Below are 14,934 nucleotides of genomic sequence, written 5' to 3' on the forward strand. Positions count from 1 at the left end.
TTTCCAGGACATTCCTCATGGCTCGCCCCGCTTACCGCCTGCTGCATCACTCACTCTGGGACCTGGTGCCCATCGCCCTGGGCCTGGCACATTTCGCCTTTGTCATCTGGCTGGTTACCGCGTTCCACAGCCTGAGCTGGTGGGCCCTGGTGCCTCTGGCGCTGGTCTACGCGGTGAGCCTGTCGTGGAGCATCAACAGCATCTCCCACAACCAGATCCACAACGCCTACTTCACCCACCGTGCGATGAACCGGGCCTTCGACCTGCTGCTGTCGGTGACCATCGGGTTTTCCCAGACGCTCTACCGCGATATCCACAACCGCCATCACCGTGGCAACGCCGACCTGCCGGGCCCGGATGGCAAAACCATCGACCCGCTGTCGATCTACCAGCGCGGCCACAACGGCGAGCCGGAGAACCCCTGGGCCTATACCTTCCTGAGTTTTTTCCGCGACGATCCCAAGCCGTTCTATGACGAAATGAAGCGCAAGCGCCCGGCCGATGCGCGCTGGGTCAAGGTCGAGATCGGCGTGACCGTGGCGTTCTATATCGCCCTGGCGTTCTACAACTGGCAGGCGGTGCTGTGGCTATTGCCGTTCTGGTACCTGGGCCAGTGCCTGTCATCGCTCAATGGATACTACGAACACTTCGGTGGCAACCCTGACCTGCCGATTGCCTGGGGCGTGAGTTCCTACAGCGTGCTGTACAACCTGATCTGGATGAACAACGGCTACCACGCCGAACACCACTACCGGCCGAAGATGCACTGGACCAAAGTGAAGGCGTTTCATCGGGAGATTGCCCAACAGCAGCGTGAGGCGGGGGTCAAGCCGATTTCGGTGTCACACGGGTTGGGCTTCCTGGTGGCGCACCGCAAACCCTGACCTGCAGGAGCCGGCAAGCCGACTCCTGCAGGGGACTGTCAGTTTTCTTCGCCTTCGGCCAGGAGGGCGATGCCGGCGATAATCACCGCCACCCCCACCCAGTGCAGCGGGCTGATATGTTCTCCCAGCCCCAGCCACGACCCCAGCAGCACCACCACAAACACCAGTGAGCTCAGCGGAAACGCCAAGGACAGGCTGCTGCGCCGCAGGATCAGCATCCACACGAAAAACGCACCGATGTAACTGGCAATCGCCGCCAGGATCCCAGGGTTGCGGGCCACCTCACCCAGCCACTGCCAGTTGAAATCCATCTGGCCCAATTGGTCCCCAGCCACTTTGGTAAACAGCTGGCCGGCGCTTTCGGTGCCGATCAACAAGGCCCACAGCACCACCGTGCCGAAACGCCCGTGCAGCCATCCCGTATTCATCGTCTGCGTACTCATGCCTGACTCCCCGCAATCGCGACCAACATCACACCCAAGGTAATCACCAGCGTACCCAACCAACGGCGGCGGCTGACGGTCTCGCCCAGCACCACCTTGCCTGCCAGCACCACGCCGCAATACGCCAGCGCGGCGGCTGGAAACAGCAGGCTCAACGGTGCACGGGACAAGGCCTCGAGCCACACGAAGAATTCGATCGCATAGGCGCCGATCCCGGCCCACAGCAGTGGCGCATTGAACACCTGGCCCCAGAACGCGTTCAGGCGAAAACCGCCCTCCAGCTCGGGCAACCGGTCCAGGCCGATCTTGAAACACAGCTGGCCGATCACATCGAGCACGATGGAAAACGCCACCAGCAACACGACGGTCAGGGTCACGGGAACAGCTCCTCAAACAGGTCGATCAGGGCTTCATTGGTGGCGGCGTTGCGCTGCAGGTCCGCCGCGCTCCAGCGCTCCGGCGGCGGCTGGTCGGACTTGGCCTCCCAGCGCTTGAACGCATTGCTGAAGGCAGGCTGGGCAAACTCGCCGCACACGTCGATGCCGATGATGCGCTTGCGCGCGGCCAAGGCCCGCAGGGCTTGCAGCAGGTGAGTCAGGCGCATGCCGCCCTGGTCCCAGTTGGTCGCCGCGTCTTCACTGGCGAGCACGTCTTTGTCGACGGTGATCCAGATCGCCTCGGTGGGCAGGCTGCTGATCATCTGCTCCAGGAAAGCCGTCCACTCCAGCTCGGCCAGGTTGCGCCAGTGCAGGTGGTCTTCCTGCTGCCGATGGCCGGCGCCGTCCCCTACCCGCCCCCAGACCTTGGAAGGCGCATGCTGCCAGGGAAACAGCTGCAAATGCCCGCGCTTGAGGGCGCCAAGGTTGCCACCCCGCAGTTGCGGGTTATGCAGGTCATCGCTGCACGGGCCGAGGGTGACGATGCGTTTGATCGCCGGCATTTTCAGCGCGCGGTTGACCCATGAACCACAGTGGCGCTTGGGTGCAAAGCGTACCCAGTCGGGGTGGTTGTCGAAATGGATCAGGCTGATGGGTTCTTTGAGATCGGCGAGAAACGCCGGCGTAAGGTGGTGATAATCACCGGAACCGACAAACAGGATTTCCGGCCGCGCATCCGTGGGCCGGGGCCGTTGGGCCAGGCGTTCGGTGAAACGCTTCCAGGTTTTTTCGGTGGACCACAGGCGCAGCTTGGGGCCCAGGTCCAGCAGGTCGATACGGGTGGCGCGCCCACTGGCCAGGCGCCGGGCAATCGGGGCCTGGCCCGTGAGGCTGTGGTCGAGGTCAAGAATGTTCAAGGCAATGTGCCCCCTAATGGCTTTAGGGGGTCAATGCAAGGGACGGGCCAGCACAACTCTTGAAGACGGTGACTGACCAATGTGGGAGCGGGCTTGCTCGCGAATGCGGTAAATCAGTCACTGAAGTGTTGACTGCCCCACCGCATTCGCGAGCAAGCCCGCTCCCACATTTTGAACCGTGATCGGCTTTAGTTTTTCGCGTCGTTGATGATCTGGCGAATCGCACCGACAAAGGCTTCTGCCGGCTGGCCACCGCTCACGGCGTACTGGTCGTTGAACACGATGGTCGGCACCGAGCTCACGCCACGGGAGATCCACAGCTGCTCTTGCTCACGCACGTCGGCGGCGTATTCATCGGAGGCGAGAATCTCGGCCGCCCGCTTGATATCCAGGCCGACGCTTTCGGCGATGATCGCCAGGGTGGCGTGGTCGGATGGGTCCTGCCCATCGGTGAAGTAGGCCTTGAACAGCGCTTCCTTGAGGTTGTATTGCAAGCCTTCGAGCCCGGCCCAGTGCAGCAGGCGGTGTGCGTCGAAGGTGTTGTAGATACGGCTCTGGCCGTCGGTACGAAAGGCAAAGCCCAACTCGGCGCCCATGTCGCGGATACGCGCACGGTTGGCCTGGGATTCTTCGGCGGTGGAGCCGTATTTCTCGGTGATGTGCTCGACGATGTTCTGACCGATGGCAGGCATGTTCGGGTTCAGTTCGAACGGTTGGAAATGGATCTCGGCCTGCACTTCGGCGCCAAGCTGGTCGAGGGCTTCGGTCAGGCCGCGCAGGCCGATGATGCACCAGGGGCAGGACACGTCGCTGACGAAATCGATTTTCAGGGGAGTACTCATGGCAGGCAACCTCGCTGGCTTGAATGGGCCGCAAAGGTTGCACGATACACCAATGTCACAGCAGCTTCGAAGGGGCGACCGGATCGACCTGCGCCCAGTGCGCGGCGTCCTCGCGATGCGCTTGCAGGTACGGCAGCACCGCCGCCAGCAACGGCGCCTTGAAGGCTTCCTGGAAACGATGGGCCAGGCCGGGGATCAGCTTCAATTGGCTGCCCTGGATATGCGCCGCCAGGTGCACGCCATGCATCACCGGCAGCAACGGGTCGGCGGTACCGTGCACCACCAGGGTCGGCACGCGCAATTGGTTGAGCAACGGCACACGGCTCGGCTCGGCGAGGATCGCCATGATCTGGCGCTTCACGCCGTCCGGGTTGAAGGCCCGGTCATAGGACAGCGCCGCCTGGTGCAACAAGGCCTGGCGATCATCCTTTACGTTCGGGCTGCCCAGCGCGGCGAGCAGATCGGCTTGTTGCTCCAAGGCCACTTCACGGTTCGGCGCGCTGCGCCGCGACAGCAATTGCACCAGCGCCGCATTCGGTGCCGGCAGGCCTTCGGCGCCGGAACTGGTCATGATCAGTGTGAGGCTCTCGACCCGCTGCGGCGCCATGGCGGCCAGGTGCTGGGCGATCATCCCGCCCATGCTCGCCCCCAGCACGTGGAATTGCTCGATCTGCAAGGCGTCCATCAGGCCGATGGCGTCATCGGCCATGTCGGTCAAGGTGTACGGCGCCGCCACCGGCAGGCCGAGCTTGTAGCGCAACACCTCGAAGGTCAGGTTGGCATTCGCGGGCGCCTGGCGCCAGGTGGACAAGCCGACGTCACGGTTGTCATAACGGATCACCCGAAACCCTTGCTGGCACAGGGCAACGACGACTTCGTCGGGCCAATGAATCAACTGCCCACCCAGCCCCATCACCAGCAGCAAGGCCGGGTCGGACGCACGGCCGATGCTCTGGTAGGCGATGCTCACCTGAGCCAGGTCGACCGTTTGGGTCGGGACATTGACGTCACATCGAGAAGCCGCAAAAGACGGCAGGCCGAACAATAGAGCGGCCAGTAAAAGCAACACGCGCATGAAAAACACCGAAACGCAGAACCCCAGTAGAACGCGAGTCTGATGAAGTTTGTTCAAGCGCGCTGCCACAGTTACGTGACAGTTTGATGAAGAGTGCTCAACGGTCCTGGTAGACCTGCTTATCGACAGGCCTGCCAACATGAGACAAACTCACGGCCTTTCGATTCATCACAAATTGTACTCATGGAGAGCCCGTGCTCGAAATCCGTCATCTCAAGACCCTGCACGCCCTGCGCGAAGCCGACAGCCTGGTGGAAGCCGCCGAGCGCCTGCACCTGACGCAGTCGGCGCTGTCCCACCAGTTCAAGGAGCTGGAGGAGCGCCTGGGCATGCCCTTGTTCGTGCGCAAGACCAAGCCCCTGCGCTTCACCAGCGCCGGCCTGCGCCTGCTGCAACTGGCCGATGCCACCCTGCCGTTGCTGCGCGGTGCCGAACGCGATATCGCGCGGTTGGCCGGCGGCACTGCCGGACGTTTGCACATGGCCATCGAGTGCCACAGTTGCTTCCAGTGGCTGATGCCAACCATCGACCAGTTCCGCGACGCATGGCCGGAAGTCGAGCTGGACCTGGCCTCAGGCTTCGCCTTTGCGCCCTTGCCTGCTTTGGCCCGGGGCGATCTGGACCTGGTGGTGACATCTGACCCACTTGAGTTGCCAGGCATCACCTACGTGCCGTTGTTCACTTACGAAGCCATGCTCGCGGTCGCCAACCAGCACCCGCTGGCGCACAAGGCGTACATCGTGCCGGAGGACCTGCTGACCGAAACCCTGATCACTTACCCGGTGGAGCGCGACCGCCTGGACATATTCACCCGCTTCCTGGAACCGGCCGACGTCGAACCGGCCCAGGTGCGCACCTCGGAACTGACGGTGATGATGATGCAGCTGGTAGCCAGCGGCCGCGGCGTATGCGGCATGCCCCATTGGGCGCTGCATGAATACAGCTCGCGCGGCTACGTGAAGGCCAAGCGCCTGGGCGAGAAAGGCTTGTTTGCGACGCTGTATGCAGGGATCCGTGCGGACATGCTGGACGCGCCGTATATGCGCGACTTCTTGCTGACTGCCAAGGACACCTCGTTTTCCACCCTGGATGGGGTCAGTGCGGTGCGCTAGCGCACAGCCGATGAGATCAATTGTGGTCGCTATCACCGGTCATGCAATTCGCGCCACATGTGGATCTTGTCGAAATAATCAACGCCCACCCGCACCGCCAGCGGCTCCAGGCCGTACTGGATGAAGCCGCAGCGCTGGTACAAGGCAAAGGCGGCGTCATTGCCGGCGGTGACGGTCAGTTGGATCACTTTCAGGCGCGGGTGCTGGCGGGCTTCATCGAGCGCCGCCTCGACCAGTCGACGGCCCAGGCCTTTGAGTTGGCAAGCCTTCGTCACGTACATACCGAACAAGGTCACCTTGTGCCGCGCCTTCTCCCGTGGCTCGAACGCCAGGCCGACAATGCCCGCCAGTTCATCCCCATGGAACCCGCCCAGCAACCGATCAAGCGGGTTGTCGAGGCGCTTCTGCCACCAGCTCAATGGCATCGCGGCGCGCTCGGCCACGCTGGAGGTGAACGCCTGGGGATACGCCTCATAGGCCTCCAGCATCAACGCCCGGTAGGCCTCGGCGTCGTCGGCCCCCAGCGTGCGGATGATCATGCCGTCAACGATGCGCGATAGAACGGCAGGATCAGATCCCGCGTCAACGGTGCCAGGACCAGGCCACCATCACCGGCCGGATCGATCCAGCGCACCTCTTCGATCTCGGCGGCCGGGTTGACCGCGACGTCGATCTGGACCTGGAACAGCTCGGCTTCCACCGTGAAACCTGGCTCGTTGACCGCCGGCGCGGAAAACGTGCCAAGGTAGACCGCGGCGCCGGGGTCGATACGCAGGTTCAGTTCTTCGTGCAGCTCACGGGCCAGGGCCTCGGCGGGCTGCTCGCCCGCATCGATCTTGCCGCCTGGTTGCATAAAGGCTTGGGTGCCGCGCTTGCGCACCAGCAGGGTCTGGCCGTCGCTGCCGATCAGGAGTGCGGCGGCGATGCGGATGGTGGAGGGCATGAACGGTCTTCCTTGGTTGCAAAGAGCGTAAGGATCACATGCCCAAAGCCCCCCCGCAATCCAATGTGGGGGCGGGCTTGCTCGCGAAAGCGCAGTGTCAGGCAACGCTGTGGTGATTGCCCCACCGCCTTCGCGAGCAAGCCCGCTCCCACACGGTTGACGGTGTTCAGCCCGGGATCACCGTGTGGTCCTTGATGAACACGCTGTACCGCGCGCCTTCCATGGTCTCAAAGGCAATCAATTTGTCCACCAACGGCAGGTTCAACACCTTGCCCGCATGAGCAGCAGCATGCCGTTGTCGGCATTGAGATTGCGCGCCAGCACCATGCCTTCCGCAAGCTCGCGGGTGCCAAGCACTTTGACGTTGGGGTCGCCCAGGGTTACGTCGTTGAGGTAAGTGGCGCAGACCAGCACAAAGTCTTCGACCATCACCGGGTCATACAGCCGGCCAGCGTATTTGCGGATGTAGAGCAGCGCTTCGTCGCTGTTCATCTGCCGTTCCAGGATCAGGCCTTTTTGCAGTTCGATAAAGTCCACCGCCAGTTTAAGCAGGCGCGACCCGACGGGAATCGCTTCGCCCTTGAGGTGGTCCGGGAAACCGCTGCCATCCCAGCGTTCCTGGTGATGGCGGATCAACCGCGCGGCGTCTTTCATCGGCTCCAGGGTCATCAGCAATGACTCGCTCTGGGTCGCATAGGCGCGATAACGTTCGCGGTCGCTGCTGTGCAGCAGGTCCGAGGGCGAGGCCATCATGCTGTCGCTCCAGCTCAGCTTGCCGATGTTGTAGAGCGCGGCAGCCATGGTCAGGTCGCGGTTGCTGGCTTCGTCCACACCATGGGCCACGCACCAGGTGCGCACCAGTTCGATGATCTGCCGGTTGGTCTGCTTGGCGCGCGGCAGGCGCAGGTTGGCCAGCAGCGAGAACACTTCAGTGCCAGTGGCGTAGCTGTGCTTGAGCTCTTCGTAGGCCAGGTCGAGCATGTCGGCGGTCTGCTGCAGTTCGCTGGTACGCGAGGCCACGCGTTTTTCCAGGGTGGCATTGAGCTGCTTGAGCTCATCGTTATGCTGCTGGATCAGCTGTTCGAGGCGCAGGCGTTCCAGCTCGGAATGCTGATGGGCCAGGGATTGGCGCAGGGCCAGCAGCAACTCTTCATCGTTCCAGGGTTTGCTCAGGTAGCGATAGATCTCACCTTCGTTGATCGCTTTGATGATCAGGGTCAGGTCGGTCTCGCTGGTCAGCAGGATCCGCACAGTGTGGGGATAGTGCTGGTGGACATGCGCCAGCAGCGAGGCGCCATCCATGTCCGGCAGGCGTGCGGCGCTCATCACCAGGTCGACGGGTTGGCTGGCAAGAATGGCGAGGGCATCGGCAGCGCACGTGGCGCTGTGCACGTCGAAGGGCTCCAGCCGTAGCAAGTGCGTCAGGCTGTGGAGTACGTCCGGGTGGGCATCGATCAACAGCACCACGGCACGGTCGGCATCGGTGAACGTCGTTGACTCTCCCATGGGACACCTCGGATCGTCGGTGTGCGTTCCTTATTGTCTGGGCCTGCCCTCCTGGCGGTTACAGAGTAGTCTAGTCGGTTTTGCGCAGCGTGATGGCCTTACGATATCAACGCAAAAAAAAGCCGCTCCGGCATCGGAGCGGCTTTCGAGGTGAAGCATGCAAGCCTCACGCCTCGGCTTTTTTCGGGCTTGAGCCGAACGAAGCGAAGCGCTTGTTGAACCCGGCGATCCGGCCTTCGGCCTGGGTCTTGCGCTGTTGGCCGGTGTAGATCGGGTGCGAGGCGCTGGACACGTCCAGAGGAATGTACGGGTAAGTGTTGCCGTCGCTGTGTGTGTGGATGCGGTCGCTGTCGGCAGTGGAGCCGATCAGGAAGAACACGTCGGCGGCGGTGTCGTGGAACAGCACGGTGCGGTACTCGGGATGGATACCAGCTTTCATAAGGCCTCCGGGGCGTCTGGGTGCATTCGATGTGTTATACAGTAACACAAAGCATGCATCCAAACGAGAACCGATTGCAATAAGAATAGACCGGGACGGTCTATGCCGCTTCCTGGAAATCCATTTCCGGTGGCTGTTGCGAGAAACCGCGGGTGAGTACGCCCAGGTAAACCAAGCCAATCGCCAACCACACCAGGCCCAGGTAGATCGCCAAGTGATCGAGGCTGACCATCAACCACAGGTCCGCCAGCAGGCCGATGGCCGGGAACACCAGGAACAGGATCAGCTCACGCACACCCCGCTGCCTGGCACCGATCCAGTAGTGGAAGATCACCGACAGGTTCACCAGGCTGAATGCCAGGAACGCACCGAAGTTGATGAACGAGGTGGAGGTGGTCACGTCCAGCTTCAACGCCAGCAGTGCCACCACTGCACACAGCAAGATGCTGTTGACCGGCGTGCCGAAGCGCGCATGCAGGGTGCCGAAGAACGATTTGGGCAACACACCATCGCGGCCCATCGCGAACAGCAAGCGCGACCCACTGGCCTGGGCCGACAGCCCCGAGGCGAACTGACCCACGATCAGGCCGATGAGGAAGATCGACACAAACAGGTCACCACCGATGTTGCGCGCGATTTCATACGCCGCAGAGTCCACATTGGTGAATTCGAACGATGGATGAGCGATCTGCACAAAGTAGGACACCGCTACGAAGATCAGCCCACCGATCAGGGTGATCAACATGATCGCCCGTGGAATGGTGCGGCGTGGGTCGCGGGTTTCTTCGGTGAGGGTGCTGACCGCGTCAAAGCCCAGGAACGAATAGCAGGCGATGGCCGCGCCACTCATGATCAACGGCATTTGCATCTGGCCATTGAAGAATGGCGTGATGGTCCACAGCGGCTTGCTCGCATCGCCCCCGATGTAGTGGATGCACAACGCGACAAACGCGATCAGCACCAGAAACTGCACCAGCATCAGCAAGGCATTGATGCCGTTGGCCAACTTGAGGCCGACGATGTTGATGGCGCTGGTGATGCCGATGAATGCCAGCACCCAGACCCACTGGGGCACCGCCGGAAACGCCGAATTCAGGTACGCCGCGCCGATCAGCCAGATGGCCATGGGCAGGAACAGGTAGTCGAGCAACACCGCCCAACCGGCGATGAATCCCAGCTTGGGGCTGATGGCCTTGCGCACATAGCTGTAGGCGGAACCGGCTACCGGGAAGGCCGAGGCCATGCGCCCATAGCTCATGGCGGTGAAGAACATCGCCACCAGGGCGGCGAGGTAAGCGGCGGGGACCATGCCGGCGGTGGATTGCGCCAGGATGCCGAAGGTGCCGAGCACAATGATCGGCGTCATATAGGCGATGCCAAACAGCACCACCGACCCTAACGACAGGGTGCGTTGCAAACGAGCCATGAGCGATTCTCCGCTGATTTATTAGATTTATGGCAGAACTGAAGTCGGTGAAGCCGGTGTCATTTTTCTTATGGTCAAGCACGTTTTCTGTGGCGAGTGGGCTTGCCCCACTCGACACGAGGATCGATTCACAGATCAGGGGCGTGGGATCAACAACTCGCGTGTCCCATCGCTGCGCTCGATCACCTCACCGGGCAATTTCAAACGCTGGTCATCCAGGTAGCGGTAGTCCTTGCGCGCCGCTGCCAGTTGGTCGAGATCCAGTTCGACGGTGAACTGCCCTTCCTCACGCCCGGCCTCGAACAGCAACGTGCCAAAGGGGTCGACCAAGGCGCTGCCGCCCGCAAACAACAACCCGCCATCGCCCTCCTCCACACGGTTGACCATCAGCGCAAACGCCTGGTTTTCCTGGGCGCGCGCCATGATCGCGGTGCGGTGCGTGGGGCCATACGGGTCCATGTTGCCGTTAGTGACGATCAACAACTCGGCACCCAGTTGCGCGTTGGCACGCGCGGTTTCCGGGAACTCGATGTCGTAGCAGATCAACAGCCCGACGCGCACGCCGTTCCACAGGCAGGTGGCGTAGCGATCACCCGGGGTGAACACGCCACGGTCCGAGGCCCATAGGTGGGTCTTGCGATAGCGCAGGGCGATGCCGTCAGGGGTGATCAACACGGTGGTGTTATAGAATTGGCCTGCTTCGCTTTCAGCCATCCCGATCACCACCGCAATACCGCGCACGCGGCAGGCGTCGATAATGGCCTGCACGGTGGGGCCATCCAGGGGTTCCGCGATGTCGGCGACGGTCTCGGCCGAAGGGAAGCCCATCAGGTGGGTTTCCGGGAACACGATCAGTTGCGTGTCGACTGCACTTGCAGCAATCGCCGCCAAAGCGCGCTCAAGGTTGTAAGCTGTGCCGTTATCGCGGCCTGCCAACTGGGCAAATTCGACCTTCATTGGGACGTCCTGTTGTTTTATCTGTGGCGCAGTATGCGCAGCCGCACCCGTCGCGCAAATCACGCCGCCGGGGTAACCCTATGGGGGTAGACGAATGACAGTCTCGCTGCACGACATCGCCTGGCACCGTTCGGTCGGGCAAATGATAGACGCCCTTGACCAGGCCAATTTCTGGACCCAACTGGTGCGTTTGCTCGACCAGTACGTGCCGTTCGACAGTTGGGTGGTGGTGCTGTTCAGCAGCGAGCACCGCCCGCTGGTGTTCGCCGAATGCCCCGGTGCCGACGGCACGCCAGACCATCTGTTCCAGGACTACCTCAACGGCCTGTACCTGCTCGACCCGTTCTACATCGCCAGCCGTGAACATTCGCGCACCGGCTTGTTCCGCCTGGCGGAAGTCGCGCCGGAGCACTTTGAACTCACCGAGTACTACCAGCGCTACTTCCGCCTGAACGTGGTTGCCGATGAAATCCAATTTAATTGCCAACTGCCGGATGGGCGTACGCTATGCCTGTCCCTGGGCTCGAAACAGCGTTTTGACCCGCAGCAGATTGCGCTGCTGTCGCTGATACAACCCTGGGTGCTGAGCCTGTTGCGCCAGCGCCTGCCCTATGAACTCAACCAGGTCAGCGCGCCGCAGCCGCCGATCCAGAATGATGACTGGGGCGCGCAACTCACCGCCCGCGAGCTGGATGTAGGCCGCTTGATGCTCAGCGGTTGCTCCAGCAAGGAAATCGCTCGTAAGCTGGAAATCTCTGTTGAAACCGTGAAAGTCCATAAGAAACACATGTACAGCAAGCTAGGGATCAAATCCCAGTCTGAGCTGTTCTCGATCTTTCTACAGGCGCAAAACGCCTAGCCGATGAGTCCGAACCAAGGAAAACCGTATGAGCCTGTCGTTACTAAGCCGTTACGCCTTCTTTGCCGTGTGCGTCATTTTCACCCTCGCCAGCCTCCCCTTTATCGAACATGAATGGCTATGGCCGATCACCCTGGTCACCGGCGTGTTGAGCCTGATCGGCCTGTTCGACCTGCTGCAAAGCCCCCATGCGGTACGCCGCAACTACCCGATCCTGGGCAATATCCGTTACCTGGTGGAGGCCATCCGCCCGGAAATCCGCCAGTACCTGCTCGAATCCGACAGCGATGCCCTGCCCTTTTCCCGCGCCCAGCGTTCGCTGGTGTATTCGCGCGCCAAGAACGAAACCGCCGACAAACCCTTCGGCACCCTGATCGATGTGTACCAGTCGGGCTTCGAATTCATCGGCCACTCCATGCGCCCCGCGCCGCTGAGCGACCCCAGCGCGTTTCGCGTGATGGTCGGCGGCCCGCAGTGCAAGCAGCCGTACTCGGCGTCGGTGTTCAACATCTCGGCGATGAGCTTTGGCTCGTTGAGCGCCAACGCCATTCGCGCGTTGAACCAGGGCGCCAAACTCGGCAACTTCGCCCATGACACCGGCGAAGGCAGCATCAGCCCCTACCACCGCGAAAACGGCGGCGACCTGACCTGGGAACTGGGCAGCGGCTACTTCGGCTGCCGCACCAGCGATGGCCGCTTCGACCCGGAACGCTTCGCCGTGCAGGCGCAAGACCCGCAAGTGCGGATGATTGAAATCAAGATGAGCCAGGGCGCAAAGCCCGGCCATGGCGGGATCCTGCCCAAGCACAAGGTGACCCAGGAAATCGCAGATACGCGCGGGATCATGATGGGCGAAGACTGCATCTCGCCGTCACGCCACAGTGCCTTTTCCACGCCTATCGAACTGATGCAGTTCATCGCCCAACTGCGCGAACTGTCCGGCGGCAAACCGGTGGGTTTCAAGTTCTGCCTGGGTCACCCGTGGGAGTTCATGGGCATCGCCAAGGCCATGCTCGAAACCGGCATCCTTCCGGACTTTATCGTCGTCGATGGCAAGGAAGGCGGCACCGGCGCCGCACCGGTGGAGTTCACCGACCATATCGGCGTGCCGCTGCGTGAAGGCCTGCTGTTCGTGCACAACACCCTGGTGGGCCTGAACCTGCGCGACAAGATCAAGCTTGGCGCCAGCGGCAAGATCGTCAGTGCCTTCGATATCGCCAGCGTCCTGGCCATCGGCGCAGACTGGGCCAACGCCGCACGCGGCTTCATGTTCGCCATCGGCTGCATTCAGTCGCAAAGCTGCCACACCAACAAGTGCCCGACCGGTGTCGCCACCCAGGACCCCTTGCGCCAACGTGCGCTGGTGGTACCCGACAAGGCCCAGCGCGTGTTCAACTTCCATCGCAACACCCTCAAGGCCCTGGCGGAAATGCTCGCGGCAGCGGGCCTGGATCACCCGTCGCAGCTATCGGCCAAGCACTTGGTACGGCGCATGTCGGCGACCGAGATCAAGTTGTTCTCGCAGTTGCATGTGTTCCTCAAGCCAGGCGAACTGCTCACCGGCGAAGTGAACGGCGAGTTCTATTCGCGCATGTGGCAGATGGCACGGGCGGACAGTTTTGAACCCCATGAAGCCAGCGCTGCGTAACATCAATACCCCCTTTCTGCGCTGAACCGGACCACCGACGGCATCGTTGAGACAAGGCGCCTCACATGCCGTTAGTGGACTTCGCCGCCATCGCCGGGCAACTGCCCGACAGTTGGAAATCAACGCGCCTGGACCAGGTCGGCCCGGCGCTGATCAAGGTGTTGCGCATGGCACGCCAGTGATCATTGATATCTAGAGACATTCAGTAATACCCAACCTTTGCAATTGCTTACAAATACCGCCAACCTGCGCCCGCCCGACGTGCGGCGTACGATAACAACCGCGCTCGCTTGTCATTACTAAACACCTTGCTCAAGAGCCCGTAGCCATGCTGAACGGACGCGACCCGCGCATCGATTTTTTTCGGGGCCTGGCGTTGATCTTCATTTTCTGGGATCACGTCCCCCACAATCCCCTGGGCCAGATCACCCTGCGCAATATCGGTTTCAGCGATGCCGCCGAGGTGTTCGTGTTCCTCGCCGGTTTTGCCGCCGTGTTGGCGTACGGCAAGATCATGCAGCGCGACGGCTACTGGATGGCCTGCCTGAAAATCCTGCGGCGCACCTGGGTGTTGTACGTGGTGCATATCTTTCTTTTAGCCATGCTGATGGGCATCGTCTTCTACGCCAACAGCCACGTGGAAACCCGTGACCTGGTCGAAGAGATGGGCCTGACGCACTTCGTCACCCACCCACAGCAGGCACTTACCGATGAGCTGCTGCTGCGCTTCAAGCCCAACCTGATGGACCCGTTGCCGCTGTACATCGTGCTGCTGGCCGGCCTGTCGGTGGTGTTGCCGCTGATGATCCGCAAGACCTGGACGGTGGTGGCGGTGTCCGCCACGGTGTACCTGCTGGCCCCCTGGATGGGGTGGAACCTGCGCGCGATTGCCGATGGCGTGTGGTACTTCAACCCGGTGACCTGGCAATTTCTGTTTGTGCTGGGCGGAGCCGCGGCGATTCGCGCACAACAGCCGCGCCAACCCGAGACCCGGCCGTTACTGCGCCAGCCTTTGTTCGTCGCCGCTGCGCTGTATGTGCTGGTGGCCGGCGTGATCACCCTCGGCTGGCGCTGGCCCGAGGTCCACGATGCACTGATGCCGTCAGCCTTGAGCGACCTGCTGTACCCGATCAGCAAGACCGACTTGTCGCCAGTGCGCCTGGTGCACTTCCTCGCACTGGCGTATGTCACCGCCAAGCTGCTGCCGGGTGCCGGGTGGACACGAAACCGACTGGCCGCCGAGGTCTGCCGCATGGGCCGTTTTTCCCTCGAGGTGTTCTGCCTGGGCGTGCTGTTGGCGCCACTGGCAGACATGGTCAACGCCCTGGCTGGCGATACCTTCGCCGTACAGGTGTTTACCGCGCTGGTGGGTGCCGGGCTGATGGCCGCGCTGGCCGCCTGGCTGGAATTCAATAAACGCCTGAGCCAACCGGTGCCGGCCCGACAACAGCTACATAGTTAGCCCCGCAGCGAAAAAACGGCATGCTCCCATTGGCCTTCCACTCT

Annotated in this window: 15 protein-coding genes and 2 pseudogenes; 6 read left to right on the forward strand and 11 right to left on the reverse strand. The window is 61.9% G+C overall.

The annotated features are described in order from the left end of the window. The first annotated feature begins 17 nt into the window (after positions 1 to 17). Positions 18 to 884 carry a fatty acid desaturase gene (locus CQ002_RS04680; RefSeq protein WP_105161715.1) on the forward strand — a complete coding sequence of 289 codons (867 nt, stop codon included), beginning with the start codon at positions 18 to 20 and terminating at the stop codon, positions 882 to 884. Between the two features lie 38 nt (positions 885 to 922). On the opposite strand, the gene CQ002_RS04685 is transcribed toward CQ002_RS04680, so the two are convergent. The 5 genes from CQ002_RS04685 to CQ002_RS04705 form a co-directional block, all read right to left on the reverse strand. Further along, the gene (locus tag CQ002_RS04685) at positions 923 to 1,327 is read right to left on the reverse strand and encodes an EamA family transporter (protein WP_069021980.1); all 405 of its coding nucleotides are present in this window, start codon (positions 1,325 to 1,327) and stop codon (positions 923 to 925) included. Continuing rightward, positions 1,324 to 1,704: a transporter gene (locus CQ002_RS04690; protein ID WP_034102385.1), complete on the reverse strand. Its 381-nt coding sequence runs from the start codon at positions 1,702 to 1,704 to the stop codon at positions 1,324 to 1,326. Before CQ002_RS04690 ends, CQ002_RS04685 begins: the two co-directional genes overlap by 4 nt. Continuing rightward, positions 1,701 to 2,621: an arginase gene (locus CQ002_RS04695; RefSeq protein ID WP_069021977.1), complete on the reverse strand. Its 921-nt coding sequence runs from the start codon at positions 2,619 to 2,621 to the stop codon at positions 1,701 to 1,703. Before CQ002_RS04695 ends, CQ002_RS04690 begins: the two co-directional genes overlap by 4 nt. A gap of 188 nt (positions 2,622 to 2,809) precedes the next feature. After that, a complete protein-coding gene (locus CQ002_RS04700; protein ID WP_034102383.1) occupies positions 2,810 to 3,463 on the reverse strand; it encodes a DsbA family oxidoreductase in 654 nt (217 codons plus the stop codon). A gap of 55 nt (positions 3,464 to 3,518) precedes the next feature. Further along, a complete protein-coding gene (locus CQ002_RS04705; RefSeq protein WP_034102382.1) occupies positions 3,519 to 4,538 on the reverse strand; it encodes an alpha/beta fold hydrolase in 1,020 nt (339 codons plus the stop codon). Positions 4,539 to 4,732: 194 nt separating this feature from the next. On the opposite strand from CQ002_RS04705, the gene metR reads away from it, so the two are divergent. Beyond that, complete coding sequence (gene metR, locus CQ002_RS04710) at positions 4,733 to 5,650, forward strand: transcriptional regulator MetR (protein ID WP_034102381.1); 918 nt, start codon at positions 4,733 to 4,735, stop codon at positions 5,648 to 5,650. Between the two features lie 32 nt (positions 5,651 to 5,682). Here metR and CQ002_RS04715 read toward each other — a convergent pair whose 3' ends face one another. From CQ002_RS04715 to CQ002_RS04740, 6 genes and pseudogenes are all read right to left on the reverse strand, one after another. Beyond that, positions 5,683 to 6,189, reverse strand: a complete 507-nt coding sequence (locus tag CQ002_RS04715; RefSeq protein WP_034102380.1) for a GNAT family N-acetyltransferase — start codon at positions 6,187 to 6,189, stop codon at positions 5,683 to 5,685. Beyond that, positions 6,186 to 6,593, reverse strand: coding sequence for an NUDIX domain-containing protein (locus CQ002_RS04720; protein ID WP_069021972.1), 408 nt, complete (start codon positions 6,591 to 6,593; stop codon positions 6,186 to 6,188). Before CQ002_RS04720 ends, CQ002_RS04715 begins: the two co-directional genes overlap by 4 nt. Positions 6,594 to 6,759: 166 nt before the next feature. After that, positions 6,760 to 8,099 (reverse strand): annotated as a pseudogene (locus CQ002_RS04725) (HD domain-containing phosphohydrolase). 166 nt (positions 8,100 to 8,265) lie between these two features. Next, positions 8,266 to 8,538 carry a type B 50S ribosomal protein L31 gene (locus CQ002_RS04730; RefSeq protein WP_034102377.1) on the reverse strand — a complete coding sequence of 91 codons (273 nt, stop codon included), beginning with the start codon at positions 8,536 to 8,538 and terminating at the stop codon, positions 8,266 to 8,268. Positions 8,539 to 8,638: 100 nt separating this feature from the next. Further along, entirely contained in the window at positions 8,639 to 9,964 is a 1,326-nt protein-coding gene (locus CQ002_RS04735; protein WP_034102376.1) for an APC family permease, read from the reverse strand. Positions 9,965 to 10,099: 135 nt separating this feature from the next. Continuing rightward, positions 10,100 to 10,921: a carbon-nitrogen hydrolase family protein gene (locus tag CQ002_RS04740; protein ID WP_105161714.1), complete on the reverse strand. Its 822-nt coding sequence runs from the start codon at positions 10,919 to 10,921 to the stop codon at positions 10,100 to 10,102. A gap of 94 nt (positions 10,922 to 11,015) precedes the next feature. On the opposite strand from CQ002_RS04740, the gene CQ002_RS04745 reads away from it, so the two are divergent. From CQ002_RS04745 to CQ002_RS04760, 4 genes and pseudogenes are all read left to right on the forward strand, one after another. Further along, a complete protein-coding gene (locus tag CQ002_RS04745) occupies positions 11,016 to 11,780 on the forward strand; it encodes a LuxR C-terminal-related transcriptional regulator (protein WP_034102374.1) in 765 nt (254 codons plus the stop codon). A 28-nt stretch (positions 11,781 to 11,808) separates the two neighbouring features. Further along, a complete protein-coding gene (locus CQ002_RS04750) occupies positions 11,809 to 13,428 on the forward strand; it encodes an FMN-binding glutamate synthase family protein (RefSeq protein ID WP_034102373.1) in 1,620 nt (539 codons plus the stop codon). Positions 13,429 to 13,493: 65 nt separating this feature from the next. After that, a pseudogene (locus CQ002_RS04755) lies at positions 13,494 to 13,607 on the forward strand (cupin); the annotation flags it as partial. Between the two features lie 149 nt (positions 13,608 to 13,756). After that, the gene (locus tag CQ002_RS04760; RefSeq protein ID WP_034102372.1) at positions 13,757 to 14,890 is read left to right on the forward strand and encodes an OpgC family protein; all 1,134 of its coding nucleotides are present in this window, start codon (positions 13,757 to 13,759) and stop codon (positions 14,888 to 14,890) included. Positions 14,891 to 14,934 lie beyond the last annotated feature (44 nt).

The sequence above is a fragment of the Pseudomonas sp. MYb13 genome (assembly GCF_002980075.1).
Lineage (GTDB): Bacteria > Pseudomonadota > Gammaproteobacteria > Pseudomonadales > Pseudomonadaceae > Aquipseudomonas > Aquipseudomonas lurida.